The organism is Dactylosporangium sp. CA-092794, from assembly GCF_050948465.1.
Taxonomy (GTDB): Bacteria; Actinomycetota; Actinomycetes; order Mycobacteriales; family Micromonosporaceae; genus Dactylosporangium.
Genome location: NZ_CP192044.1, coordinates 3,873,636 through 3,900,044, shown reverse-complemented (window position 1 = coordinate 3,900,044; position 26,409 = coordinate 3,873,636). Strand labels below are relative to the sequence as shown.

Below are 26,409 nucleotides of genomic sequence, written 5' to 3'. Positions count from 1 at the left end.
TCTGTAACCGTCAAGAAACCTTCTTTCCGGTTTCCTCGCGGCCGGCTCAGGCCCGGTGCTCCGCGGCGCGGTGCCGGGCGCGGGCCGGTGGCCGGGCGGGCGGTTCCGGTTCGATCAGCGGGGCGATCTCCATGCGCGGGGCCGGCACGTGCGCGGCGTGCCGCGGGCCGGCGGCCGGGTGTTCCGCGGGCGCCCGCACGGCGCGCGGCCTCGGGGGGAAGTCTTGCGGGTAGGCGGCCGGTGGGTGCGGGAGGTAGGACTCCGGGCCGCCGAACTGGCGCGCGGCCGGGTGCGGGCGCGGCGGCGGCAGGCGGGTCGCCGAGCCGGACCGCGAGCGGCCGAACGCGACGCGCACCGCGCCCACGGCACCGATCAGCAGCAGCGCCACCGGCGCGAGCAGCGCGAACGCGGTGACGATCAGCGTCCCGCCGAACAGCAGGACCTTGGCCGCCCAGACCGCCATGACGGCGCCGAGGATCAGGCAGACGACGCGGTACAGGGTGACGTTGCCGGGCAGGAACGCGGCGGCGAAGGTCACCACCCCGCCGAGCAGGTAGGCCAGGATGAGGGATTCTCCGGTAGTACCGCCGAAATGGAACAACGCCTGCAGCACCCGAGCCTCCCCCGTCGTGCAACCAACTTGCAACCACCGTATGCGAGCGGTTCGGTGCCGCTTGTCATCAGATCGGGCGGGGGCGGCGCGGCGAACGGCGGACGAGCGCCGCGCCACACCGGGGCGAGGGCGGTGCGTGGCGAGGGCTCGCATCGGGTACACAATGGTGCATGACCGCCGCGCCCCCCGTCGTCGCCGACCGTTACCGTCTGTTCGAGCAACTCGGCGTCGGCGGTATGGGCCGGGTGTGGCGCGCCCGTGACGAGACGCTGCACCGTGACGTCGCCGTCAAGCAGATCGTCCTGCCCCCCGAGCTGCTCGACAGCGCCCGTGACGTGGCCATGGAGCGCACGCTGCGCGAGGCGCGGGCGGCGGCACGCTTGAGCCACCCCAATGTGGTGCGCGTTTACGACGTCCTGGCCGCCGAGGGGCAGCCTTGGCTGGTCATGGAGTACGTCCCGTCGCGTTCACTCGACCAGGTGATCCGCAACGACGGCCCGCTGAAGCCGCGGCGGGTCGCGGAGATCGGCCTCGCCGTCCTCGACGCGCTGCGCGCCGCCCATCGGGCCGGCGTCGACCACCGCGACATCAAGCCGGGCAACGTCCTGCTCGCCGACGACGGCCGGGTGGTACTCACCGACTTCGGCATCGCCCGGGTCGAGGGCGAGGGCCACGTGACCCGCACCGGCCTGGTGCTGGGCTCACCCGAGTTCATCGCGCCGGAGCGGGCCCGGGAGGGCGTCGCCGGCCCGGCGGGCGACCTGTGGTCGCTGGGCGCGACGCTGTACACGGCGGTCGAGGGCCGCTCCCCGTTCGGCCGCGGCTCGGCGATGGAGACCCTGACCGCCCTGGCGTCGGAGGAGGCCGACCCGCCCCAGCGCGCGGGCGCCCTGGCCCCGGCGCTGCGGGCGCTGCTGCGCAAGGACCCGCGGGTCCGGGCCGACTTCGCGCAGGCCGAGGAGCTGCTGCGCAAGGCTCTGGTCGACCGCTCGACGCCGCGCCGTCGCCGTTCTTGGCTGAGCGGCTGGGGGCGCACGGCGGACACCGCCGCGCCGACCCTACCACCTGGGCCGGCGGCTCAAGGCACGCCTTCAGCAACGCCCGGGGTGGCTGCACCGGGCCGGGCGGGCGCATCTTCCACGCCGTCCGCATCCTCCACGCCATCCAGATCTTCGACGCCGCCCGGATCTCTCACGCCGTCCGGGTCTTCGACGCCATCCGGGGCGGCGGCGCCAGCCGCACCGGCTGCGGCGGCGCTGCCGGCCGCTCGGTCGGGATCGGCCCCGGCTGCGGCGCCCGGGGCGGCCAAGTCATCGCTTGCCGCTCCGATCGCGACGCCCGGGGCGACCGCGTCCGGGGTCGCCGCATCCGAGGTGGCCGCGTCTGGGGCCGCCGCGTCTGGGGCCGCCGCATCCGAGGTGGCCGCGTCTGCGGCCGCCGCGTCCGGGGCGCCTGCCGTGCCGGCGCAGCGCGGGCCGTCCACGCCCGAGGGGGCCTTGTCCGCCGCGCCGCTGCCTTCGGCCGCCGATGCGGACGCATCCAGTGACGGCGATGCCGATCGGGTGGAGCCCGAAACTCCGTATATGCCGGACTTTTCCGCATCCGCAGTCGATGGGCTGGACGAACTCTCGCCGGACGCTGGGCTGGACGAACTCTCCCCGGGCGCCGGGATGGACGAGCTCTCGCCGGAAGCGGAATCGGCGGGCGAGCCCGAGCCCGAGGCGGCGGTCGCGCCGAACAAAGCGATCGAGCCCCTCGAGACTGCCGCGCCGACGACGGTGGTGCCAGCGATCCCGGCCGGGAAGACCGCCGTGGTGCGGCCCGCTCCCGTGGCGGAGGCGCCGGCTCGGCGTACCAATGCGGGAAAGCTCCTTGTCGGCGGCGTGGCAGCGTTGGTCGTGGTGGCCCTGCTCGTCTGGCTCGCGGTGAGCACCGACGACGGCGACGGGACACAGCCCCAGGGTCAGGGCGGCCCCGGACCGCAGACCACCGCGGCCGGCGCCGGACCGGCCCCGACCTCGAGCCCGTCCGCCGCACCGAGCGCGACGCCGTCGCAGCCGGCCGGCGGCCAGCCGACCCAGGGCCCGACGCAGGCGCCCCCGACCCAGGCGACCGGCAACACCTTGCCGCCACTGCCGCAGGGTTGGGTCGACTACCACGACCCGAGCGGATTCTCCGTGTACGTCCCGGCGTCCTGGCGACGCTCGAAGGAAGGCACGATGATGTACTTCCGCGGCGACGGCAAGGTGCTGGGCATCGACCAGTCCGACAGCCCGCGGCCCGACCCGGTCGCCGACTGGACGGAGAAGGAGAAGGCCCGCGTCAACGACGGCGACTTCAAGAACTACACCCGAATCCGCATCGTGCCCGTCGACTACTTCATCAAGGCCGCCGACTGGGAGTTCACCTTCGACGGCTCCACCCGCCAGCACGTGAACAACCGGGGCGTGGTGGCGACACCGAACAAGGCCTACGGCATCTGGTGGCAGACCGCTGATTCCCAGTGGACCGCCGCCCGGCCCCAACTCGACGTGGTATTCGCCAGCTTCCGCCCGAAGCAGTAACCAGCCGGTTCAGGCCGCGGCCAGGTCGCGGGCCGGGGTGAGGAGCGCTCGCTGCAGGCGGCGGGCCGCGTCGAGGTGGCCGCCGGTCCAGACCATGCGGGCGGCGGTCGGGGTGGGCGCGCCCGACGGGTCGGTCAGGTCCCGCTCGACCGCGTCGCGGAGCAGGCCCGACGTGCCGGGGACCGGCGGCAGCGGGTCGGGGACGGCGCCGTCGCCGGTGAGGGCGGCGGCCAGGTCCGTGTACCAGTCGGCGACCGCGGCGCCGGCCGCCTCCAGGCGATCGCGGGCCGCGGTCCGGTCGCCGGTGTCCGCGGTGGCCGCGGCATCGGTGGACCACAGGTCGAGCACCGCGTCCGCGGCCAGGCGGAGGCCGGCCACGCCGGTGACCAGGCGGGTGACGTCGGTGAGCGGCACCGGCTTGGCGCCCCGCTCGCCGAGGTACGTGCGGAAGGCGTCGTCGAGGCGGCGCGCGGCGGCGGCCGCCCGCTGGGACGCGGCGGACGGCGGCGCGAGCCCGGCCGGGGCGCCCACCGCGCAGCGGATCACCCCGTAGGAGACGGCGGCGCGCAGGTAGGCGGCGCTGCCGGCGTACGCCTCGGCGAGCGCGATGTTCAGGGCCCGGCCGGCGCCGCGCGGCCAGAACAGCAGGCCGACGGCGAGACTCACGGCGCAGCCGATGGCCACGTCCTCGAAGCGGACGATGCCGGTCCGCCAGCCGGTCGGCTCCAGCAGGTTGAACAGCACGAACAGCACGATGGTGAAGGCGGCCTGGCCGGCCGCGAAGGAGACCACGGCCGGGGCCAGACCGGCGAGCAGGATGGCGAGGGGCAGCAGCGCCCACGACAGCGTCCGGCTGTCGCCGATGACGGAGACGACCACGCCGCCGACCACGATGCCGGCGAACGTGCCGAGCAGTGCGCGCAGCGCGGTCTGGCCGGTGTTGAGCGCGTTGGACCGCAGCACCGCGAAGGCGCCGAGGACCACCCAGAACGAGTGTTGTACCCCGGTCAGCCGCGCCACCAGCACGGCCGCCGCCAGTCCCGCGGCGGCCCGGATGCTGTTGTGCAGCCACACCGAGTGCGGCTCCAGGTGGGCGGCGGCGCGCTCCCGGGCCGAGGCGAACGGGCTCCCGATGCCGCTGGGCTGCCAGCCGAGTAGGCGCTGCGGCAGCGTACGCCGGTCCGCGGCCGCGGTCAGCTCGATGTTGGCGGCGATGGCGCCGACCGCGAAGCCGATCTCCTGGGCGCGGAAGTTCGGGTCGAGGGCGGTCGCGTCGGCCAGCGGCCCATCGCCGACGGCGCGGGCGGCCTTGCGCAGGTCCTCGAGCGACTCGTGCAGCCGCGACGCGTCGCCGTCGTGCGACTCCAGCAGCTCGGCCCCCCGGCGCAGGACCGCCGAGGCGGCAAAGCGAACCCGGCACGCCTCCACGGGCCAACTCGGCGCGATAAATCGTGAAATGTCGGAAAAGTCAGGCGCGCCAGCGCCTGACTTTTCCGACTCCAGCGTCTCACCCGCTTCCGACCCGAAACGCTCGGCCGTTTCTGATCCAGGCTGCCCGTCCCGCGCCGAGCCAGGCTGCCTGTCTCCCGCCGAGTCGGGGGGCCGGTCCCGCGCCGAGTCGGGGTCCATGATCGAGACGAGGAAGGTCAGTTCGTCGACGAGACGGACCAGGGCGCGGGCGCCGGTGCCGAGGCCGGTCGGGCGGTACGGCGCGCCGTAGAAGTCGCGCTGCAGCCCGGCAACCACGATCCCGGCCCGCTCGGCCGCCGCCGCCACCTCGGCCGGTTCGCCGCCGGGCAGGTCGAGGGTCGCGGCCACCTCCGCGCGCAGCCGGTCGGCGAGGGCCTGGCACGCCTCGATGACCCGGCCGCGCAGCGGCTCCGGGGTCGGCGCCGGCCACAGCACGGCGATCGCCACCACGCTGACCGCGGTCGCCAGCCCCCAGCCGGCCAGCCGCACCCCGATCGCCGCGGGCGGCCCGGTCAACGACGAGGACAGGATGAACGGCAGCAGCAGCGCGGTCGCGGCGCCGGCCAGCACCGAGCTGACCACGCCCGCGAAGAGCACAGCGAAGGCGACCACGGCGGTGGCGAGGGTGGCCAGCCAGGTGACCGGCGAGACGAGGGTACCCAGGGCGATGGACAGCGCGCCCGCGACGCCGAGGCCGAGCTGGGCCCGGACGCGGTCCGCCATCGAGCCGGTGAAGTCGGCGAAGAGCAGGAGCGCGAACGAGCCGAACGCGGCGTACGTGGCCAAGACCGGGTCGCCGACCGCCCCCTCGGCCACCCCGAACACGACCGGCATGACGACGGCGGTCCGGGCCGCCCGCCGCACGACGGCGAGGCCGGCGTCGCGGTGGCGCAGCCACTCGATGGGACCCACCGGAGGATTCGACCACGACCGGCCGCGGACCGCAGCGCTATCGTGGGCCGATGTGGGATCCGGCGGAGCCCGGCGTGCTACGGCTACCATCGGGGCGGCTGATCCGGGGCCGGGGCCTGCGCCGGCCGATGACCGGTCAGACCGAGCCGCGGTACGGCCTGTATCTGCTCGGCAAGCCACCGCCCCCGATGCCTTGGCCGTCGGACTGGCTGCGCTGGCCGGACTTCCGATTGCCCGCCGATCGCGAGCGCGCCGCTGCCGCGTTCGCCGAGGCCCTCGACCGGGCCGGGCGCGAGCGGGTCGAGGTGGCGTGCGGCGGCGGCCGCGGCCGCACCGGCACCGCGCTGGCCTGCATCGCGATCCTCGACGGGCTACCGCCGGCCGAGGCGGTGGCCTACGTCCGCCGGCACTATCACCCGCGCTCCGTCGAGACCCCCTGGCAACGCCGGTACGTCGAGCGCTTCACCGCCGGCCCCTGACGCGCCACGGGTCAACATTCGTCGGTGTCTGCCGGTAGGTTGGCTGGCGTGTCGAGTCAGTCGAGCCCGCATGACGCGGTGTTCCGCCGGGTGCTTGGTGAGTCGGCGAACACGGCGTCGCACCCAAGGCCAGGCCGAAGGTGTGGCCCGGGGTCGTGCCGGGGCGCTCGTGCAGTTGCTAACCCTCAAGTTCGGCCCGCTACCTCAGGCCGTGCCCGACACCGTGCACGCCGCCTCCACCGACCAGCTGGAAACCTGGACCGCCCGCGTCCTCACCGCAGACACGCTGGAAGACACCCTGAGCTAAAACCCACCCACTGCCGAACAAGATCGACTGGCGCGAATCAGTAACTGTCGCCGAGCCGTTGTTCAGAACCAGATCCGCAAGGCCCGAACCTGCTCCCGCTGGTGGCAGGGTAATGATCGTCGGCTGCTTCGCCGGATCAACCAGTTGATCGAAGACATCCTCCGCAACGGCAACGCGGACGGCATCGGCAAGCCGGAACGGCTGTGGCACCAGTTCGAACTCGACTCGATGATCAGGCCCACGCTGGGAGTCAGATCTGATGGCGACCACTGAATTCGAGCCGATAACCGCGATGTCGCCGCGATGACAGACCAACAGATGTTGTCCGCGATCGCAGTCACCTTGGCAGCCAAGGGCGCGGAGACCCTCGCCGAGGGCGGCAGGACGGCGTTCAAGGCGTTGGCTCGGCTAGTGCGGCGCAGATTCGAAGGTCGCGTCTCCGCACGAGCGGCGCTCTCCGAGGCCGAAGCCGATCCGGCGGATGTCTCGCGGGTCGGGGTTCTTCGCCAGGCATTGACACAGGCCGCCGCGGAAGACCCTCCGTTCGCGGCGGATCTACGAGACCTATGGCAAACGCTCCTGCCGCACCTGAACGCCGGCGACGGCGACCTGGTCAACAGTCTCTTCGGGCACGTCGAGGGCAATGTGGTGCAGGCACGCGACATTCACTGCGGCGTCTCCTTCGGCGCTCCTGGCCGAAACGAGACCTGAAACAGCTCGTATCGTTGCCCAGGTACCGAGAATGAACCCGATCATTGAACGTCGGGTCCACACCAGGTCATCGCGAACGCACGGCCGCCGGCCCACCGGGATAGCATGCGGGGCATGGTTCGGGTTGGCGGGGCGTACTGATGGCCGGGCGGCTGTTGGCGGCCCTGGGTGTGTCGTTGCCGGTGTTGGCGGCGCCGATGGCCGGCGGGCCGGGCGGGGTCGCGCTCGTCGAGGCCGCGGCCGCGGCGGGTGGGATGGGTCTGCTCGCCGGTGGGTACAAGAGCCCGGAGGCGTTGGCCGCCGAGATCGAAACCGTCGGGGGGCCGTTCGGGGTCAACCTGTTCGTGCCCAATCCGCTACCGGTTGACCGGGCGGCCTACCGACGCTATGCCGGGCTTGTCACCCTCGAGGCGGAGCGCTACGGGGTCGTCGTGCCCGTCGACAAGCCGGTCGAGGACGACGACTCGTGGGACGAGAAGGTCGCGTTGCTGCGGGAACGGCCGGTGCCGCTGGTGAGTTTCACATTCGGCATCCCCGCCGCGGCCGACCTCGCCGCGCTGCGGGCTACGGGTGCGGTCCTGATGCAGACAGTGACGTCGGTTGACGAGGCCAAGCGCGCCGCCGCGGCCGGTGTCGACGCGGTCGTCGTGCAGTCGGTGCAGGCCGGTGGCCACTCGGGAACTCTGACGCCGCTGAGGCCGCCCGCCGCCGTGCCGCTGCCCGAGCTGGTGGCCGCGGTGCGGCAGGCCGTAGGGCTTCCGGTGGTCGCCGCCGGGGGTGTGGCAACCCCGGCGGCAGTCGTCGCCGCCCTGGCGGCCGGGGCGGAGGCGGTGAGCGTGGGGACGGTGCTGCTGCGCTGCGTCGAGGCCGGCACGTCGGCCACGCATCGCGCCGCGCTCGCCGATCCGGCGCGCACCGAAACCGTGCGGACGCACGCGTTCACCGGCCGCACCGCGCGCGGGCTGCGCAACGCGTTCATCGACGAGTACCAGCCGGTGGCGCCGTTCGGTTATCCCGCGCTGCACCATCTGACCAGCCCGGTGCGCAAGGCCGCGGCGGCCGCGGGTGACCCGGAGCGGGTACACCTCTGGGCCGGCACCGGTTTCCGGCACGCCACCGAGGAGCCGGCCGCCGGGATCCTGCACCGCCTCGCGGGCCGGCTGTAACCGGACAGGCGAGAAGCGGACAGGCGAGAAGCCGGACAAGAGAAGCCGGACAGGCAAACGCGAAAAGCGGACCCGCCCGAGGGCAGGTCCGCTTCGAAGCGAAACCAGTCAGGTGCACAACCGGCTGATCTCCCCGTAGCCGAGAACGCCACGGGTGAACTCGAACGTGCCGTGCTCGTGCAGCTCCTGTGCGGCTCGGAACGTCGCCGACAGAGCTGCCAGGGTGAGCGTCGGTCCCACGCTGATCCGCCGCACGCCGGCCTCGCTGAGCGCGGCGACCGTCAGCTCGGCCTGGAATCCGGCCATGAAGCTGACCGGCACCTTCACCGCGGCGCAGACCGTGCGCACCGCGGCCAGCGACGGCAGCCCCGGTGCGAACACCACGTCGGCGCCGGCCTCCTGGTAGGCATGCAGCCGGGCGACGGTGTCGTCCAGATCCGCGATGCCGTGCAGGAAGTTCTCCGCGCGCGCGGTGAGCGTGAAGTGCCACGGCAACTCTCGCGCCGCCCGCGCGGCCGCCTGGATCCGGCGCACCGCCTCGTCGACCGGCCGGATCGGCACGGCCGGGTCACCGGTGGAGTCCTCGATCGAGCCACCGACCGCGCCGGCCGCGGCGGCGAGCCGGATCGTCTCGGCGACGTCCTCGGGGGTCGCGCCGAAGCCGCTCTCCAGGTCGGCGGCCACCGGCAGCGAAGTCGCGGCGGCGATGGCCGCGACGTTGGCCAGCGTCTCCTCCCGGCTGACCAGACCGGCGCCGTCCGGCCGGCCCAGGGAGAAAGCGAGCCCGGCGCTAGTGGTGGCCAGCGCCGGGAAGCCCGCGGCGGTCAGCAGCTTGGCGGTGCCGGCGTCCCACGGGTTCGGCGTCACGAACGTGGGTCCCGTGTGCAGGTCACGGAAGGCGGCTGCCCGCTGTGCCTGCTCGGCGGTACTGAGCGTCATGGGCAACGATCCTCTCAAGCGCTGCGCACGCTACTCGCATCGGGACGCCGGGAGGTGAACGGCCGGGCCGGCGTGGCGTGGATCGTGATCGCGGCCCGCACCCGCCGCTCCACCTCGTCGAGCTGCTCCGGCGTCGGCGCGTCGATCAGGAAGGTCACCGCGCGGTCCGCGGAACTGAGCAGCGGGCCCAGTTCGGCGCCGGTTTCCTTGAGCACCAGCACCGCGCGCAGGGTCGGCGGCTCATCCGCCCCGCCGGCCTCGATCTCCGGCCATACCGCGTTCTCACCGACCCACACGGGTTGTACGCCCGGCCAGTCGACGGTCACGTCCTGCAGCAGGGTCGCCGGCTCGTGCTCCAGGTAGACCTGCCGGGTGTAGCGCCGCAGCGCGGGGTAGGAGGCGGGCTCGCCCAGCGCGATCCGGATGACCTCCGGCTCCATCGGACGCCCGGTGGCGAGCTGGTAGAGCACCGTCAGCCCGTCGCCCGGCGTCCGCACGGCCACCTCCATCAGGTACGGCCGGCCGGCGCCGTCGATGCGCCACTCGGAATGGGCGATCCCGTCGCGGAACGCCAGCAGGTCCAGCATCCGGCGGTTCGCGTCAAGGAGCAGCTCGCACTCCGCGGGCACGGTGTGCGGGACCGAGTGGGACAGCTCGACGAAGGTGCGGTCGGAGGACTCGGTCGTCTCCTTGCGGGTGACCGAGGCGAGGATCGCGTCGCCGTCCTGCACCAGGCTCTCCACCGAGAACTCCTGGCCGACCACCTTCTTCTCGACCAGGATGACCTCGTGCGGCGGGTAGCTCATGACCTGTTCGAGCAGCTCCATCCGGTCGGAGACGGTCGCCACCCCGGAGCTGGAGTGCCGGCTGGCCGGCTTGACCACGGCCGGGAACTCCACCCTGCTCCAGTCGAAGGCCGCGCGTTCCGCGGGCGGAACCACCACCGACGGCGGGCTGAACTCGGGCAGGTACCAGCGCTGCAGGTGCTTGCTGCGGCTGGCGCGGGTCGCGCGCAGGCCGGGCCCGCGCAGGCCGAACCCGTCCGCGAGCAGCCCGGTCGCGTCGACCACCGTCTCGCCGACCGAGTGCACGCCGACGACGGTGTACTTGCGGCGCCATTCCTGCGCCGCCGCGATACACCCGGCGGTGAACGAACCCTCCACGCTCAACTCGCCGTCGACGAACACGATGTCGTCGACCGCCGATGCCGGGTGCCGGAGGTCCTTCATCGAGGCGAGCGCCTGGTCGCGGTACGAGGCGGAGGTGATCACCAGGACCTTGAGGTTTCGGTCCACCAGCTCGGTCAGGTACCGCGGGTTGCGGCAGATGACGTAGAAGGCGCCGGTGAGGATGAACGCGCGTGGCTTGTCGTCTGACATCACGGTCTCCCGAGATCGCAGGTGAGGACGGATTCGTACCGGGCGACCACTCGCTCGACGATGAGCTGCGCCGAGCCGAGGTACCGGGTCGGGTCCAGCAGCTCCACCAGTTCGCCGGCGTCGAGCCGACCGGCCAGTTCCGGTGTCGCCGACAGGGTCTGGGCGAACGGGCCGGTGCCGGCGAGCGCGACGCCACCGAGCAGCTTCTTCGCCGTCGCCTTGCCCAGCATCGGCGCTAGGACCGCCCCGAGGCGCTCGGAGACGACCGCGCCGCCGGTCAGGTCCAGGTTGGCGCGCATCCGGTCGGGGAAGACCTGCAGCCCCTCGCACAGATCGGCGGCGGTCGCCGCGGCGCCGCCGACGAGGCGCAGCGCCTCCCGCAGCGGCTGCCACTCGGCGTGCCAGCCGCCGGCGGAGCGCTCGTCCTCGGCGAGCAGCGCCTGGCTGAGCGCCGCCGCGCAGAGCGGGGTCTGGCGGGCGGCCGAGACGATCAGCGTGGCGAGGACCGGGTTGCGCTTCTGCGGCATGGCGCTGGACACGCCCCGTCCCTCGGCCGCGGGTTCGGCGAGTTCGCCGACCTCGGTCCGGGACATGCCCTGCACGTCCAGCGCCAGTTTGCCGAGCGCGCCGGTGACGAACGCCACGACCGCGCCGATGTCGGCCAACGGGGTGCGGATCGTGTGCCACGGTGCGACCGGCTCCGGCCGGCCGAGTTCGTCGGCGAACGCGGCCATCAGGTCGGCGCCGTGGTTCGGACCGCCGGGCACGCCGGCGATCCGGGCGTACTCCACATAGGACGCCAGCGTGCCGGCGGCGCCACCGAGCTGCGCCGGCAGGCCGGATTCGGTGAGCTGGCGGACCCGGTCCAGCGCGTCGAGCACCAGGGTCAGCCAGCCGGCTGCCTTCAGGCCGAAGGTGATCGGCACCGCGTGCTGGGCCATGGTACGGCCGGCCATCGCGGTCGACCGGTGTTCCCGCGCCAGCCCGGCCAGCGCGTCGGCGCAGCGCAGCAGGTCCCGTTCGGTCCCGGCCAGCACCCGGGCGGCCAGCACCATCGCCGCCGAGTCGAGGATGTCCTGGCTGGTGCCGCCCCGGTGGACGTACTCGGCCGCGGCCGGATCGATCCGGGCCACCTGCGCGGTGAGCGCCTGAACCAGCGCGACCACCGGGTTGGCGGCGCCGCGCGCCCGGACGGCGAGGTCGACCAGGTCCAGTCGGTCGGCCCGGGCCGCCTCGGCGATGGCGGTGAGCGCGGACGGCGGGACCACGCCGAGCCGGGCCTGTGCCCGGGCCAGCGCGACCTCCACGTCGAGCATCGCCTGCAGCCACGCCTCGTCGCTGACGAGGCAGGCCGCGTCGGTGCCGGCCCAGACCGGTGCGAGCAGGCCGGAGTCCGTGGCGTGGTTACTCATGGTGGAACCCTCCTTGCAGCTGTACCATCGTCGGCGCGTCGGCGCGGACCGGCACCGGGACAAGCAGCGCCTCCCGCGCGATCTCGTCCGCTTCGTTGAGCATCACCGAGTTCACCCCGGGGCGGGCACCGGCCGCGGTGACCCAGTGGACAGCCTCGGTCGGTACACCGTAGGCGAACACCCGCGGGTGTTCCCGGCCGTCGGCAAGCACCAGGTGGTGGTCGCCGGGCGTGACGGACAGGCCGCCGGACTCGTAGCCCGGCCCGGCAGGGTCCGGGATCCGGTACGGCCGGCACCGGTTGGTGCGCCGCAGATGGCCGAGCAACGGATCGCTGGTGCGGCGGATGTCCAGCTCCGGCAGGCGCGCCTCGATGAGGGTACGCACCACGATCTGGGCACCGTCCACATCGGACGCGCGGAAGGCGAACCCGTCCGCGCTCACATCGACATCCGCTCCGGGTCCGAGCACCGTGACCACGCCGGCCTCGATCAGCGCGATCAGCTCCTCGATGCGCCGAACCGGCGGCCCGATCGACAGGTATGCGTTGAGCGGGGTGTACCAGGCGGTCAGCTCGTCGCGGTACGAGGTGCCGGTCAGCCCGGAGTGGTCGACGATCAGCCGGACCTCGTTGCGGATGTCGCGGAGCACGTCCAGTGCGGCCTTCACCGGCTCGTCGACGTTGCCGCCCTGGGCCCGCTCGGCGTCGCGCCGCAGCAGATCCAGCAGCCAGGTCCGGAACTGCGCCGGAGAACCGAACCGGCGTCCCGCGTGCGGCCGCGCGATCAGGTCCCAGTCCCACCGGTCCTCCTCGCCGATCCCGGACTCGGCCAGCAGGTCCCCGACCAGAGCCGGATCGGCCGCGACGTACCGGAGCTGGAACCGCTCCGCGGCCTGCTCGCCCCGGCGTTGCCGGATGAGCGCGGTGTAGTAGACCAGTTCCACCTCGCGGGCGATCAGCGGCCAGACCTCGGCGCGGAACGTCTGCGGGTGGCCGCGGTCGGCGCGGGCCCGGAGCCGCTCGATGACGTCGGCGGTCAGGAACACCGGCTGGTGCCGGCCCGAGACGCCCTTCTGGTTCTCACCGCGGGCATGGTAGGGCACCCCGCGCCGGGACCCGGCGTAGATCACCGGCTCCCGCCCGGACGCCCGGTATGCCAGCCGGCCTTCGACGCTGTCGAACCGGCCGCCCCGGCCGAGGGTCAGCATCGCCAGGTAGTCGAAGAAGTTCAGGCCCATGCCGCGCAGCGCGACCGGCTCGCCCGGCAGCACGGCGCTCAGGTCGACCTCGGCCGGGTTCGCCGGCGCGACATAGGTCAGTCCGGCGGCCCCGGCGAGCTGGCTGAGCCGGCTCTCCTGGAGACCCAGCGGCATGTCCAGGTGTCCCTGCGCCAGCACGACCACCGATACGTCGTCCACCGTGGACCGGTCGGCGAGCCGCACCGTGAGTGTGCCGTCCGGCTGTTCGTCCAGACCGACCGCGAGCTGCGGGTACACCTGGATGGTCACCTCGGGAGGTGCGGTCTGCCGCAGCCGGCGCAGCACCCAGCTCAGGTAGTGTCCGTAGAAGGAGCGGGACGGGTAAGAGTCCGGCCCGAGCCGCTCTGCCTCCGCCAGCACCGCGGCCGGGTACTCGTCGAACGGCTCCATCAGCGGGAGCATCCGGGCCCAGTCGAACAGGCTCGGGCCCGGCCGGATCGGCCCCCGGCAGGTCACTGTCGGGTCCGTGAACACGGTCACCTGCGAGGCGATGGTGTTCATCAACAGCACCGGAGACTGGTCTGTCGACCACACCCGACCGCCGCGGTCCACGAACGGATCGACCAGATGCACCACCACGTCGCGGTCCATGGCCTCCGCGTTGGCGCAGATGCGCTCCACGATGCACAGGCCACGCGGACCGGCTCCGATGACGCAGATGTCCAGAACGGCGGCGGGGCGGGGCCTCCGCGCACCAACGGTTTCCAATTCGACCTCCATAAAAGCAGCGTTCATCGACCCTCGCCTGCGCGTAGCGGCCGGCGGGGCGAGCGGTTGTCGGTTGCGTGGACGAGCTTCAGTTCCTCGTGGCGAGCAGCACGTATTCGTGCGCGCGGTTGGTCACCAGCGGGTCGGAGCCGCTCGCGGCCTTGTCGTAGAGGTGGACGCGCTCATCGCCCAGCGTCAGGTGCTGGCCGAGCACCCGGGCCGTGTCCCAGGCCAGCGGCACGAACCGGTCGGCGATCCGGCGGTTCTGCGCGCACACCACCGCGATGCCGCCGGGCCGCAGCACGGTCGCCAGCGCGGCGAACACCTCGTCCAGCGCGCCGAGGTAGTCCTTGTACTCCCGCAGCGCGTAGAGGGTGCCGTCCGCGTCGGACCCGGCGTCCAGCGCGGTGCCGAAGTACGGCAGGTCGGTCAGCACCAGATCGATCGAGTCCGCCGCCACCGGTGGCGTACGGGCGTCGCCGCACAGCATGGTCTGGTCCGGATGGCCGGCAAGCCGCTCGCGCGCCTGCTCGACGCGCGACGGCGAGATCTCGACACCGATGCCGCGCCTCCCCTCGGCCGCGCAGGCGATCAGGGTCGTGCCCCAGCCGGCGAACGGGTCGAACACGAGATCTCCGGGCTTGCTCAGCTCGGCGATCAGCGGACGCAGCTGGCTCACCCAAGCGCACTGCGCGATCGCGGTCGGCGCGGCGAACTCGTCGTCCTCTCCGGTCAGGACGCGCCAACTCGAGATGCCCATCGGATTACCCCCATGACGTAGGAAGAGAACGGTCAGCGCGCGGGTGCCCCGACGACCGACGCCGCCAGTTCCTCGACGCCAGTTCCGCGGAGCAGGCCGTAGTGGTCGGCGCGCAGGGCGACGACGCCCGGTGCGTGCGTACGGCAGGCCTCGGCGTTCTCCAGGAAGGAGGGCTCGTCGCCGCCGGCCTTGAAGATCGTGATCGGGGCGTTGATCGGACGGTCGGCCAGTTCGTCCGGTGCGTAGCTGAGCTTGTAGGTGTGTTCCACCACCCGCACGACCCGGCGGACCAGGCCGGGATCGAGCGTGAAGTGCCGGACGACGAACGCGATGAAGCTGTCCGCGTCGCTGACCTCGGCCAGGCAGCGGCGCAGCAGCGGGTGGTCGATGCCGCCGGCGAAGACGGAGAACAGAACCGTCAGGTACACGCTGTCGCGGTACCCCTGTCCCCGCGTTCCGTCGGCTGGGATCCGGGGCGAGCCCGGGGCGATGAGAAACAGGTTCTCCACCTGATCGCCGGAGCGTTCCAGGTGGTACGCGGTCTCGAAGGCGACCCGCGCGCCGAACGAATAGCCCCAGAGGGTGTAGGGCCCGGTGGGTTGCCGCTCCCGGATGAGCTCGAGGTCCCGCGCGGCCATCTCCGCCAGAGTGGCGTAGGGCTCCTCGCCGTCGTTGATGCCGTGAGCCTGCACCCCGAAGAACGGTCGGTCCCCCTCGATCCGCCTGGCCAGCGTGCGCAGGTTCATCACGTAGCCGCCGAGACCCGGCCAGCAGAAGATGGGGTGGTACGGGCCGTGCGCGGCCAGCCGGATCAGCCGGTTGGAGGCGGCCTTCGCCGCCGCTCCGTCCGATCTGGACGTGCGCCGGCCGCCGTCGACCAGCCGGGCGAGCCGCTCCACGGTCGGCGCGGTGAACAGCGACTGCAGCGGCAGCGACCGCCGGAACTCCCGGTTGATCCGGTTCACCAGCGCCACCGCGATCAGCGAGTTGCCGCCGCACTCGAAGAAGTCGTCGTGGACCGAGACCCGGTCCTGCTGGGTGACCTGCCGCCAGATGTCACCGATCCGCCGCTCGGTGTCCGTACGCGGTGCGACGAACGGCCGGTCCTCGCGGTCCGCGCCGCCGACCTCGAGCTCGGCCAGCGACCTCGTGTCGATCTTGCCGCTCGCGGTGAGGGGGAGCCGGTCCAGGATGACGACCTTGTTCGGCATCATGTAGTCGGGCAGGTAGTTGACCAGGTCGTCGCGGATCATCTCCAGCGGACCCTTCATGTGCACGACGTCCTCCGCCATGCCCATGCCGCGCACCTGGTCCTCGCTGACCGGGCCGGCCACGGCGAAGTAGCACGGACCCGCCCGGCGGCCGACCGGCGCCAGCACGGCCGCCAGCCGGGTGGCCGCCGGCAACGGATGCCCCGACTTCGAGCTGTACCCGGCGGACATCAGGCCGACGTGCGACACGTTGGCCTGCAGCCGGTGCAGTGCGCGGCCGAGATCGAGGTAGTCCCGCCAGCCCTCGGCCGCGTGGCTGACCAGGGCGATGCCGAAGGCCGACCGCGCGTACACCTGCTGGTTGATCGCGATCACGTGGCGTTCGAGAATGATCTCGTCGGCGACCCGGACGAGCTCGTGGCCGGTGTAGCGGTACTGCCCGGCGGGCAGGTCGGCCACCCTGCCGGCGTGTGGCTGCACGTAGACGTCGACGATCGCGTCCACCGGGCTACCGTCGTCGGGCAGCACGTCGAACGCGCCGATGTAGTGGTCGTCGGCCGCGCCTGCCACGCGCCGCGGGGCCGCCGCCGGGCGTCCGTGGGCGACCAGCCTCAGCCCGTGGCGGGGAAGGATCTCGTCGAACAGGCCGGCCATGTGACCGGCCTCGATCTCCAGCACCTCATCCACGTTGTTCTGGTAGATCGGCTCGATCGCCCGCCGCTTGCCGAGGAAGTGCACCCGCAGCGTGCCGGACGGCGCGGTGACCGCGCCGTCCATCAGCACCAACCGGTGCTGCGCCGGGTGGTAGTAGTACCAGCCCGCCGCGAGGCCCGCGACACCGTTGAGCTCCAGGTACAGCTGTGTCGCGTACAACGCGCCGGGCGAGGCGTAGCCGTACTTCGGCAGCAGTCGTTCCACACTGTGGAACTGGCCGAAGTACCGCAGGATCCCGCCCAGTTCGGCGAGGTCCAGCGCGGCCGGCTCGCGCCGGGTCCACGGGGCGGGCCGACGCCGGCCGAGCAGCTCGACGAGGTCCGACCGGGACAGTTCGCCTCCCTCGAAGAAGCGGTAGGTCTTGCGTGCGAACACCTCCCGCCGTTGGGCCGGCGTCGGCACCCGCCCGGGCAGGTCGACCCAGGGCCGGTCGGCGAGCTCATCGGCGTCGCGGAAGCCGGCGTCGGACAGCTGTGCCCGGGTCTGCAGGTGCGCCTGCTTGGACTGGTGGTGCGCGGCGTGGTTACCCTGGTCCATCAGCGCCGCTTCCAGCGGGTTCAGCTCGATGAACGCGATCAGGTCCTGCCGGTCGCCGCGCGGGTCGGCCCGCACCACCACGGCCGCGTTCCGGACCCAGTCGTGGGTCTCGATGACCCGGCGGATCTCGTCCAGCTCGATCCGGAAGCCGCGCAGTTTGACCTGGTTGTCGGTGCGGCCGACGAACTGGACGGTGCCGTCGGTGTTCCAGTAGGCGAGGTCGCCGGTGCGGTACAGCCGGTCGTCGTCGGGTCCCGCCCGGAACGGGTTGTCGACGAACCGCTCCGCGGTCAGCTCCGGCTGGCGCAGGTAGCCACGGGCGAGCTGGACGCCGCCGATGTAGAGCTCGCCGATGTCGCCGACGGCCACCGGCAGCCGGTCGGCGCCGAGGATGTGGTAGCGGGTGTGGTACACCGGCGCGCCGATGGAGATGCTCGGTGGCCCGTCCGCGACCTGGTCCCGGTCGACCCGGAAGGCGGAGGCGTTGATGGTGCACTCGGTGGGCCCGTAGAGGTTCACGAGTTCCACGTCCGGCAGGACCCGGAAGCAGTCCAGCGCGAGCCGCCGGGACAGCACCTCGCCACCGCTGAACAGCTGGACGAGGGACGTGCACCGATCGAACCCCGGCGTGTCCACCAGGGCCCGCAACAGCGTGGGAACGCACTGCAGCGTGGTGACCCCGTGCGCGACGATCGTCTCGATCAGCCGTTCGGGGTCCCGGTGCAGGCCCGGTCCGCCCGCGACGACCCGGCTGCCGAGGCCCAGCGCGAGGATCTCCCACTGGGCCGCGTCGAAGCCGATCGGCGTCTTCTGCAGCACGGTGCGCTCCGGGCCGATCCGGTGCTCCGCCTCGAGCCACCGCATCTGGTTGACGATCGCCCGGTGCTCGATGAGCACGCCTTTGGGCTTTCCGGTGCTGCCCGAGGTGTAGATGACATAGGCCAGGTCGGTCGGGCGGGCGGCACGATCGAGGTGTCCCCCGAAGCCTTGCGCGTCCTCTCGCGTGACGATCACCGTGCCGGCCGGGGCCAGCTCGGCCAGCCGGGACCGCAGCCCCGGCTGGGTGACGACGACCCGCGCGCGGGCGTCGGAGATCATGTGGCGCAGCCGCTCACGCGGGTACTCGCACAACAACGGCAGGTAGGCCGCGCCGGCGCACAACACGCCCCAGACGCCCACCATCAGGTCGGTGGACGGCTCGACGAACACGCCGACGCGGTCGTCGGCCCGCACGCCGAGGTGCTGGAGGTACGCGGCCAGTTCCCCGGCCGCCGCTGCGAAACCGGCGTAGGTCAGGCATCCGGCCGCGCCGACGACAGCGATGTCGCCGGGTCGCCGCGCCACCTGGTCGCGAAGCAGATCGGGCAGGCACCGGTCGTCGATGACCGGCCCACCGCCCGATCCGTGGAGGTCGCGGGTCGGATCCGCGTGGGGTAAGGACGTGTGACTCACGACGGCCCCCGCGTGGCGGCGGGCTGCCGGACGTATCCATGCGTGTCGCTGAACACAAGGATCCTTTCGTAAAGGTCCTCGATCGGATACCGGAGAGCTCGCGGCTCAGGCGGTCACGGCGATGCCGGCCGCCGGCACGGGCAGTCGACCAGCGCCGGCCAACGGCCGGCCCAGGCCCATCGCCAAGCTCTCCAGCTGGGCCATGAGCTCGCGGAACGCGGCCGGCAGCAACGCCTGGTTGCCGTCGCACAACGCCCGCTCCGGATCCGTGTGCACGTCCACCAGCAGGGCGTCCGCCCCGGCGGCGACGCCGGCCAGCGACGCCGGCCCGACCAGCGCCGGGTTGCCCGTGGAGTGGCTCGGGTCCACCATCACCGGCAGGTGGCTGCGCTGCTTCATCAACGCGACCGCCGAGATGTCCAGGGTGAACCGGGTGGCCGTCTCGAACGTGCGGATCCCGCGCTCGCACAGGACGATCCGGTCGTTGCCGGCCGCCAGGATGTACTCGGCGGCGGCCAGGACCTCGTCGACCCGGCAGCCGAACCCGCGCTTGAGCACGACCGGCATGCCGGCCGCGCCGACCTCCTTGAGCAGTTCGAAGTTCTGCATGTTGCGCGCGCCGATCTGCAGGCCGTCGGCGACCGCGGCCATCCGTTCGACGTGCGCGGCCTCGACCACCTCGGCCAGCACCGGCAGCCCGGTCTTGCGGCGGGTCTCGGCCAGCAGGTCGAGGGCCGCCCAGCGCAGCCCCTGGAAGGAGTACGGCGAGCTGCGTGGCTTGAACGCGCCGCCGCGCAGGCCGACCGCGCCGTTCTCGGCGACGATCGCCGCGATGGTGTCGTACTGTTCGGCGCTCTCCACCGCGCACGGGCCGGCGAAGACGGCGATGCTGCCGTCGCCGACCCTGGTGGGACCGATCGGGACGACCGTGCCACCGGGCCGCAGCTCGCGCCGGCCCAGCCGGGAGTCACCGGTCGTGCGGACGGTGGCGTCCGGCCTGGTCAGGTGGGTGGGCCCGGCGCCGGCGGTACCGCTCGCGGCGATCACCGGGGTGGCGCCGAGCCAGTACAGCGTCGGATCGGCGCCCGCCGACTCGAAGTGTGCCAGCCACTCGCTGATCTCGGTGGACGGAACGGTGGACGGGAATGCGTAGAGGACATCGATTCTGGACAACCCGGGACTCCCTCCCCGCAGACGCGGTGATGAAGGGTGGAGAAACGGCATGACAAAGCAGCAGCGCCAGTCGTTCGACGACTGGCGCTGCTGGAACGGCGTAGTTGTTGGTGCCTAGCTCATGGTGCGGGCCTGGTCAGCTGAAGTCGAACTTGCCGCCCCGGGACCGCTTGAGCTCGAAGAAGTTCGGGAACGAGGCCAGCTCGCGGCAGGCGTCGAACATCCGGGCGGCCTGCTCACCGCGCGGGATCGACTTGAGCACAGGCCCGAAGAACGCGATCCCGTCGATGTGGATCGTCGGGGTACCGACCTCGTCCCCGACCGGCTCCATGCCGTCGCGGTGGCTCTTGCGCAGCGCCTCGTCGTAATCGGTGCTGGTCGCCGCCTCGGCGAGCGCGGCCGGCAGGCCCACCTCGGCGAGCGACTCCGCGATCACGGTCGGGTAGTCCTCGTTGCCCTGGTTGTGGATCCGGGTACCCATCGCCGTGTAGAGGTCGCGCAGCACCCCCTCGCCGTGGTGTTCGGCGGCGGCGATCGCGACCCGCACCGGGCCCCACGCGTTGTCGCAGAACTCCCGGTACCACGCGTCGATCTCGCGGTGCTCGTTGAGCACCGAGAGGCTCATCACGCGGAACCTCAGCGCCATGTCGCGAAGGCTCTCCACCTCGAGGATCCAGCGCGAGGTGACCCACGCGAACGGGCAGACCGGGTCGAAGTAGAGCGTCACATCCGGCGGCGCCGGCGATTCCGCGGTGCTTGTCATCGGGTTCTCCTCCATGATCAGTGCTCGGACGGGCGGGAATAGTCGAACGCCACCGCCAGCAAAGCGTCGTTGGCAGCGGGAGCGCCGACCGACACGCGGACACCTTCGCCGGGGAAAGCCTTGACGTTCACTCCGCTCGCGGCGCAAGCGGCGGCGAAGCCGACCGATTCGTCACCGAGCTTCAACCATAGTAAGTTCGCCTCGCTCGCGGGAACCGACCAGCCGGCGTCGAGCAGTGCGTTGCGCATCCGGTCGCGTTCCTTCACCACGTCCTCGACCCGTGCGCGCAACTCGTCCTCGGCGCGCAGCGACGCGCGCGCCGCGACCTGCGCCAGGTGGTTGACCGCATAGGGCAACCGGGTCTTGCGGACCTGCGCGGCGACGTGCGGATGCGCGACCAGGTAGCCGACCCGCAGACCAGCCAGGCCGAACGCCTTCGAGAAGGTACGCAGCACCACGACGTTGGGCCGCCCGTCCAGCAGCGTCAGCGCGTCCGGCACGTCGGCGTCGCGCACGTACTCGTGGTAGGCCTCGTCGAACACGACCAGGCAGTCGGCCGGCACCGCCGCCAGGAACCGCTCGATCTCGGCGCGCCGCATGACCGTACCCGTGGGATTGTTGGGGTTGCACACGATGACCAGGCGCGTGTCGGCGGTGATCGCCGCGGCCATGGCGGTCAGGTCGTGCCGATCCCCGCGCAGGGGGACCGCGACCTTGCGCAACCCGGCCAGGGCCGCCAGCACCGGGTAAGCCTCGAAGGAGCGCCAGGCGTAGACCACCTCCGCGCCGGGCTCGCCGACCGCCTCGAAGAGCATCTGGGCGACGCCGACCGAGCCGCAGCCCACCACCACCTGGTCCGGGTCGGTCCCGAGCCGGCGGGCGATGTCCTCGTTCAGCGCGGTGACGGCGCCATCGGGGTAGCGGTTGATGTCGCCGATCGCGTCGGCGACGGCCGCCGCCACCGACGGCAGCGGCCCGTCCGGCGACTCGTTGGCCGCGAGCAGGTGCACCGTGCCGTTCGCGGCGGCATGCACCGGACCGGGCCGGAAACCGGGCAGGTCGTCCAGCACCGAGCGCAGCCGGGGCAGCACCTCATTCATCGTTCGTCCTCTCTGCGGCAGTGCTGGTGTCAGCCGGCGACCGGATCGGGGGTACGGGCTTGCACCGCCACGCCGGAGGTGAGCGCCGTGAAGTGCTCGATCATCCGGCCGACCTCCGGCGTGACCCCGGTGAACAGCCGGAACGCCTCGGCTGCCTGGTGCACGAGCATCCCGCCGCCGGAAACGGTGCGGCATCCGACGGCCGCGGCCTCGGTCAGCAGCCGGGTGCGCAGCGGTGCGTACACGAGGTCCGCGACCCACACCCGGGGCCGCAGCCAGCGAGTCGGGAACGGCAAGCCGGGATGGGCGGCCATGCCGACCGGCGTGGCGTGGATCAGGCCGTCGACGCATCCCAGCGTCGCCTTGAGCCGATCGAGGCCGGCGCCGACGATCCGATCGGCCCCGAAGATGTCGGCCATGCGCCGCACCAGATCGTCGGTACGGCACCGGTCGAGGTCGATCACGACGAGCTTCTCGGTCCCGGTGCGCAGCATCGCGTAGGCCACCGCCGCACCCGCACCACCCGCGCCGAGCAGGATCACGCGACCGCGGGCGGCACCGGGCAGCCCGGTCTCGAGGTTCGTGTCGAACCCGTGCCAGTCGGTGTTGTGCCCGACGCTGCGCCCGCCGGTGAACGTCACCGTGTTGACCGCGCCGATCAGCTCCGCCTCCGGGGACAGGTCGTCCAGTTGGTCGAGCACGACCTGCTTGCACGGATGGGTGATGTTGACCCCGGTGAAGCCCTGCCGGCGGGCCGACGCCAGCAGCGCCGGGGTCTCGGACACCGCCAATCCCAGGGTGTTCAGATCCATGAGCCGGTAGGCGAGCCGGAGGCCGTTGAGCTCCGCCTCGCGCTCGTGCAGGGGTGGGCTCAGCGAGGCGCCGATGCCGGCGCCGATCAGCCCGGTCAGGATGGTCGGTCGGGTGTCCGTCATACGAGGCTCCTATGTGCGGCAGACCCGGCCGGCCCGGCGTGTCCACGCCGGGCCGGCCCGAGCCGGGATCGTTCGGAACGGTGCGGGCGCGGCGCGGTCACCCGGCCAGCGATGCGGACGCCACGGCGACGGCCTTCGACCTACCGTCGCCGAGGTACGCGGTGAGGTCGCCGTACTGCTCCCGCAGCTTGCGCTTGAGGACCTTGCCGGTGACCCCGACCGGGATCGAGTCGACCACTTCCAGCAGCGAGAGCTCCGGGTAACCCGCCGCGCGCAGCGCCTCGTTGGCCTGCTTGACCAACATCAGCGGGTCGGGGTCGGTGACGCTGGTGGTCACCACGCCGACCGCCACCGTCTCCCCGTCCTGCCGACCGGCGACGACGGCGCAGTCGAGGATCTCGGCGACCTCACTGAGCAGCGTCTCCTCCATCAGGATGGAGTAACCGGGGCCGCGGTTGGTGTTGATGGTGTCGACCGCCCGGTCGACGTGGTAGAAGTTGTTCTCCTCGTCGCGGTAGACCATGTCGCCCGGCGTCCAGTAGCCGCCGAGCCGGCTGCGGTAGGTGGTGTCGGCGTCGTTCCAGTAGCCCGCGGTGATCGCCGGGCCGCGGGCGCCGAGCAGGCCGACCTCGTTGACGCCGCACTCGGTGCCGTCCTTGCGCAGCACGGCGACCTCGGAGACGCCGACCGGCTTGCCGACGCAGCGGTCGTTGCGCGGCGACGCCAGCGTCCGGCTCTTCAGCAGCACCGCCCAACCGAGCTCGGTGGTCCCGAGCCGGTCCAGGAACGACGACGGCGGCAGTTCGGGGCTGCGGTGGGCGAGCAGCTTGCGCATGTGCGCCTCGTGCACCGCGTCGGCCGTGGTGACCCACACGTCGACCGAGTCGACCGCACCCGGCGCGAGGTCCAGGGCGGCGAGGTCGGCGCAGGCGTGGCCGAACGCCATCACCGACGTCGGCTTGTGCAGCGCGATCGCCTCCACCATCTGCGTCGGGCTCGGGTCGAAGAGCGGCACGATCGGCGTACCGGCGAAGATGGCGTACGTCATGTAGTGGATACACCCGAGGTGCGACTGCGGCAGTGCGGCCATCATGGCGCCGCCACGACCCAGCGTCGGGTCGTCCTGGGTGAGCCGGAACCGCGGCCCGGCCACGCTGGACCGGTGCGTCTGGATGACCGGCTTCGGCAGGCCGGTCGTCCCGGAGGAGTGCAGGATCGAGACCGGGTCCTCCGGCGCGTGCCGCCAGCGCTGCTCCTCCGGCAGAGTGGCGGCCGGCGGCGCCGGCAGTTCCTCCTCCACCTGGATCCAGCGCAGGCTGGTCAGTTCGCCGACCGTGTCGCCGAGCACCGCCAGGTGCGGCCGGTCCGTGTAGAGCGCGACCGGGGCGGTTCGGCGCAGCAGCGAGGAGGCGATCTCCTGGGACGCGTTGCTGTTGATCAGCACGGCGACCGCGCCGATCTGGGACAGCGCGTAGTAGTGCACGGAGTAGGCGAAGAAGTCCTTCATGTAGATCCCGACCCGGTCGCGCGGGCGGATGCCCTGCCCCAGGTACCACACGGACCAGCTCTGGGCGAGCTGGTCGAGCTGGATCAGGCTGAAGTCGGTCTGCTGCTCGCCGTCGGTGTTGGTCAGCGGCCGTCCGGAGCGGATGAACGCGACGTCCGGACGCGGGTTGGCCTTGATGGCCGACCGGAGCAGGTTGCCGCCGCCCACGGTGTCGTCCGCGGCGAACGCGAGACGCTGTTCCTTGGTGAGGATGGCTTTCTCGGACAGGGACATGGTTTTCACCTTCCCGTGATGGGCGATAAGAGGGTTTGCGCGGTTGGTGCCCGGCAGCCATGGCGCGCCGTCCGGGCACGACCCGGTCGGTTAGCGGCTCAGGGCCTCAGCACGGTCGGCGTCGACCAGGGCCTGTGCGCGTTGCCGCAGGGCGTTGCGGTCTACCTTGCCGACGCCGACCAGCGGCATCGAGTCGAGGTGCTCCAGCCGCTCCGGCAGCTTGTAGCCGGCGAGGCCGCGGGCTTGCAGGTGGCGACGGACCTCCCGCAGGTCCGGCCGGCTCCCGTCGGCGGGCACCACGAAGAGGCAGACCGCCTCCCCGTGGACCGGGTGCGGCATCGGCGCGGCACCGACCGCCGCGACCTCGGGCAGTTCCCGGGTCAGCTCCTCCAGTTCCTCGGCGCTGACCTTCTCCCCGCCACGGTTGATCAGGTTCTTGATCCGGCCGGTGACCTCGAGGTTGCCGTCCGGCCGCAGCCGGACCAGGTCGCCGGTGCGGTAGAAGCCGTCCTCGGTGAACGCCCGCTGGGTGGCCGCCGGGTCCCGGAAGTATCCGGCGACGGTCGACGGTCCGCGGGTCAGCAGCTCGCCGACCGTTCCGGGTGCGACCGCCGTCCCGTCCTCGGCGACGATCAGGATCTCGTCGCCCGGCGACGCCGGTCGTCCCTGGGTCGCGAACGTCACCTCGCGCGGGTCGTCGAGCCGGGTGAAGTTCCCGAGGCCCTCGCTCATGCCGTACACCTGCTGGATCACGCACCCGAACGCGGCGGTCGCCGCCTCCGCCAGGGCCCGGTCCAGCCGTGCCCCGCCGACCTGCAGCACACCCAGGCTCGACACGTCGCGCGGCTCGGTGCGCAGGATGGTGACCCACTGGGTGACCAGACCGGGCACCGCCGCGGTGTGCGTCACCCGCTCCCGCTCGACGAGCTCCAGGGCGTGCCGGGGATCCTGCGCGCTGCCCAGCACAACGGTGCCGCCGGCGGCCAGGGTGCCCATGATGCCCGGATAGGCGAGCGTGAAGGTGTGGGTCGACGGCAGTACGGCCAGGTACACGGTCTCCTCGGACAGTGCGGCGACGGCCGACGTGCCGCGGACCACGTAGCCGTAGTCCTCGTGGGTGCGGGCCATCACCTTCGACGGCCCGGTGGTGCCGCTGGACAGCAGGAACAGCGCGGCGCCGGTCGGGTCGACCCCGCCGGCCGACAGCTGCGGCGCGCCTCCGGTCGACGCGCACCAACCGGTCAGGCCGGCCACGTCCGGGCCGTCCGGCACGCCCGGGTCGGCGACCAGCACGTGCCTGATCGACCGGTGCCGCTCCCGCAGCCGCCGCACGCTGCCGAGGTGGTCGACGCGGCGGGTGCTCGCCGGCACCGCGACCGCCACCGGCTCGGTCACCTCGAGGATGCGGTCCAGCTCGTACTCCCCCAGCGTCGAGGTGACCAGCACCGGCGGTGCGCCGATGCTGATCAACGCGAGCAGGAGCACCACGAACTCCACGGAGTTCGGCAGTTGCACCACCACCCGGTCGCCGGGACCGATCCCGCGGTCCCGGAGCAGACCGGCGACCCGGGCCACGGTGGCGCGCAGCTCGCCGTGGCTGAGCCGCCGGTCCGGGCCCACCAGTGCGCACTTGTCCGGGTCCCGGCCGGCGTGGCCCAGCAGCAGTCTGTGCAGCGGTTCCGCCCGCCACCAGCCAGCGTCGCGGTACGCCCGCGCACGCTCGGCCGGCACCGTCGGGACGGCTTCCGGGTGGTGCCGGTCCACCGGTGCGGCGGCGCCGGCTTCGACCAGCCCGTCGCCGAGCGGCGCGGCAGCGGCCCCGGACGCGGCCTCGACGAGCGCGGCCAGCTCGCCGAGCGAGTAGTCGTGCGCGTCCCACAGGTCGACCTGGACGGCGAACTGCCGGCGCAGCTCGATCTCGAGCTCCGCCGTCTCGACGGAATCGAGGGCGAGACCGGCCCGCAGCCGCACGCCAGGGTAGATGTCGTCGACCTCGACGCCCAGGTCCACCAGGACCTGGCTCAGTTGCTCGATACTCATGCGGTCTCCTGCTCGGTCCACCCGGC

The 26,409-nt window shown here is 72.5% G+C and carries 20 protein-coding genes; 6 read left to right on the top strand and 14 right to left on the bottom strand.

The genetic code is table 11. From position 1 onward, the window contains the following. Positions 1 to 46: 46 nt before the first annotated feature. On the bottom strand, positions 47 to 613 hold the full coding sequence (locus ACQPXD_RS16705; RefSeq protein WP_432839373.1) for a hypothetical protein: 567 nt from the start codon (positions 611 to 613) through the stop codon (positions 47 to 49). 170 nt (positions 614 to 783) lie between these two features. On the opposite strand from ACQPXD_RS16705, the gene ACQPXD_RS16700 reads away from it, so the two are divergent. Continuing rightward, positions 784 to 3,177 carry a protein kinase domain-containing protein gene (locus tag ACQPXD_RS16700; RefSeq protein ID WP_432839371.1) on the top strand — a complete coding sequence of 798 codons (2,394 nt, stop codon included), beginning with the start codon at positions 784 to 786 and terminating at the stop codon, positions 3,175 to 3,177. 9 nt (positions 3,178 to 3,186) lie between these two features. On the opposite strand, the gene ACQPXD_RS16695 is transcribed toward ACQPXD_RS16700, so the two are convergent. Beyond that, positions 3,187 to 5,559 (bottom strand): FUSC family protein, encoded by a 2,373-nt coding sequence (locus tag ACQPXD_RS16695; RefSeq protein ID WP_432839369.1) that lies wholly within the window; start codon positions 5,557 to 5,559, stop codon positions 3,187 to 3,189. Positions 5,560 to 5,609: 50 nt separating this feature from the next. On the opposite strand from ACQPXD_RS16695, the gene ACQPXD_RS16690 reads away from it, so the two are divergent. The 5 genes from ACQPXD_RS16690 to ACQPXD_RS16670 all read left to right on the top strand — a co-directional run bounded on the left by ACQPXD_RS16690 (position 5,610) and on the right by ACQPXD_RS16670 (position 8,222). After that, a complete protein-coding gene (locus ACQPXD_RS16690) occupies positions 5,610 to 6,038 on the top strand; it encodes a phosphatase domain-containing protein (protein ID WP_432839367.1) in 429 nt (142 codons plus the stop codon). Between the two features lie 169 nt (positions 6,039 to 6,207). Beyond that, positions 6,208 to 6,345: a hypothetical protein gene (locus ACQPXD_RS16685; protein WP_432839365.1), complete on the top strand. Its 138-nt coding sequence runs from the start codon at positions 6,208 to 6,210 to the stop codon at positions 6,343 to 6,345. 144 nt (positions 6,346 to 6,489) lie between these two features. Further along, complete coding sequence (locus ACQPXD_RS16680) at positions 6,490 to 6,618, top strand: hypothetical protein (protein WP_432839363.1); 129 nt, start codon at positions 6,490 to 6,492, stop codon at positions 6,616 to 6,618. Positions 6,619 to 6,648: 30 nt separating this feature from the next. Continuing rightward, the gene (locus ACQPXD_RS16675; RefSeq protein WP_432839361.1) at positions 6,649 to 7,056 is read left to right on the top strand and encodes a hypothetical protein; all 408 of its coding nucleotides are present in this window, start codon (positions 6,649 to 6,651) and stop codon (positions 7,054 to 7,056) included. A gap of 140 nt (positions 7,057 to 7,196) precedes the next feature. Beyond that, the gene (locus ACQPXD_RS16670) at positions 7,197 to 8,222 is read left to right on the top strand and encodes a nitronate monooxygenase (RefSeq protein WP_432839359.1); all 1,026 of its coding nucleotides are present in this window, start codon (positions 7,197 to 7,199) and stop codon (positions 8,220 to 8,222) included. Positions 8,223 to 8,330: 108 nt separating this feature from the next. Here the strand turns inward: ACQPXD_RS16670 and ACQPXD_RS16665 are convergent, their stop codons facing one another. The 12 genes from ACQPXD_RS16665 to ACQPXD_RS16610 all read right to left on the bottom strand — a co-directional run bounded on the left by ACQPXD_RS16665 (position 8,331) and on the right by ACQPXD_RS16610 (position 26,383). Beyond that, positions 8,331 to 9,161 (bottom strand): isocitrate lyase/PEP mutase family protein, encoded by an 831-nt coding sequence (locus tag ACQPXD_RS16665; RefSeq protein WP_432839357.1) that lies wholly within the window; start codon positions 9,159 to 9,161, stop codon positions 8,331 to 8,333. Between the two features lie 14 nt (positions 9,162 to 9,175). Next, a complete protein-coding gene (locus ACQPXD_RS16660; protein WP_432839355.1) occupies positions 9,176 to 10,540 on the bottom strand; it encodes an ATP-grasp domain-containing protein in 1,365 nt (454 codons plus the stop codon). After that, positions 10,540 to 11,952, bottom strand: a complete 1,413-nt coding sequence (locus tag ACQPXD_RS16655) for a class-II fumarase/aspartase family protein (RefSeq protein ID WP_432839353.1) — start codon at positions 11,950 to 11,952, stop codon at positions 10,540 to 10,542. The genes ACQPXD_RS16660 and ACQPXD_RS16655 overlap by 1 nt, the downstream gene beginning before the upstream one ends. Then, on the bottom strand, positions 11,945 to 13,831 hold the full coding sequence (locus tag ACQPXD_RS16650) for an FAD/NAD(P)-binding protein (RefSeq protein WP_432839351.1): 1,887 nt from the start codon (positions 13,829 to 13,831) through the stop codon (positions 11,945 to 11,947). Before ACQPXD_RS16650 ends, ACQPXD_RS16655 begins: the two co-directional genes overlap by 8 nt. A gap of 175 nt (positions 13,832 to 14,006) precedes the next feature. Beyond that, positions 14,007 to 14,678 carry a TRM11 family SAM-dependent methyltransferase gene (locus tag ACQPXD_RS16645; RefSeq protein ID WP_432839349.1) on the bottom strand — a complete coding sequence of 224 codons (672 nt, stop codon included), beginning with the start codon at positions 14,676 to 14,678 and terminating at the stop codon, positions 14,007 to 14,009. Positions 14,679 to 14,710: 32 nt separating this feature from the next. Further along, on the bottom strand, positions 14,711 to 18,592 hold the full coding sequence (locus tag ACQPXD_RS16640) for an amino acid adenylation domain-containing protein (protein ID WP_432839347.1): 3,882 nt from the start codon (positions 18,590 to 18,592) through the stop codon (positions 14,711 to 14,713). Between the two features lie 105 nt (positions 18,593 to 18,697). After that, the gene (gene aroF, locus ACQPXD_RS16635; protein ID WP_432839345.1) at positions 18,698 to 19,765 is read right to left on the bottom strand and encodes a 3-deoxy-7-phosphoheptulonate synthase; all 1,068 of its coding nucleotides are present in this window, start codon (positions 19,763 to 19,765) and stop codon (positions 18,698 to 18,700) included. 136 nt (positions 19,766 to 19,901) lie between these two features. Beyond that, a complete protein-coding gene (locus ACQPXD_RS16630) occupies positions 19,902 to 20,528 on the bottom strand; it encodes a mycothiol-dependent nitroreductase Rv2466c family protein (protein WP_432839343.1) in 627 nt (208 codons plus the stop codon). Positions 20,529 to 20,545: 17 nt separating this feature from the next. Then, positions 20,546 to 21,628 carry a histidinol-phosphate transaminase gene (gene hisC / locus ACQPXD_RS16625; RefSeq protein ID WP_432839341.1) on the bottom strand — a complete coding sequence of 361 codons (1,083 nt, stop codon included), beginning with the start codon at positions 21,626 to 21,628 and terminating at the stop codon, positions 20,546 to 20,548. Positions 21,629 to 21,657: 29 nt separating this feature from the next. Further along, on the bottom strand, positions 21,658 to 22,563 hold the full coding sequence (locus ACQPXD_RS16620; RefSeq protein WP_432839339.1) for a shikimate dehydrogenase: 906 nt from the start codon (positions 22,561 to 22,563) through the stop codon (positions 21,658 to 21,660). A 97-nt stretch (positions 22,564 to 22,660) separates the two neighbouring features. Continuing rightward, positions 22,661 to 24,343, bottom strand: coding sequence for a class I adenylate-forming enzyme family protein (locus tag ACQPXD_RS16615; protein ID WP_432839337.1), 1,683 nt, complete (start codon positions 24,341 to 24,343; stop codon positions 22,661 to 22,663). A 90-nt stretch (positions 24,344 to 24,433) separates the two neighbouring features. Next, positions 24,434 to 26,383, bottom strand: a complete 1,950-nt coding sequence (locus ACQPXD_RS16610; protein WP_432839335.1) for an AMP-binding protein — start codon at positions 26,381 to 26,383, stop codon at positions 24,434 to 24,436. Between the last annotated feature and the right edge of the window lie 26 nt (positions 26,384 to 26,409).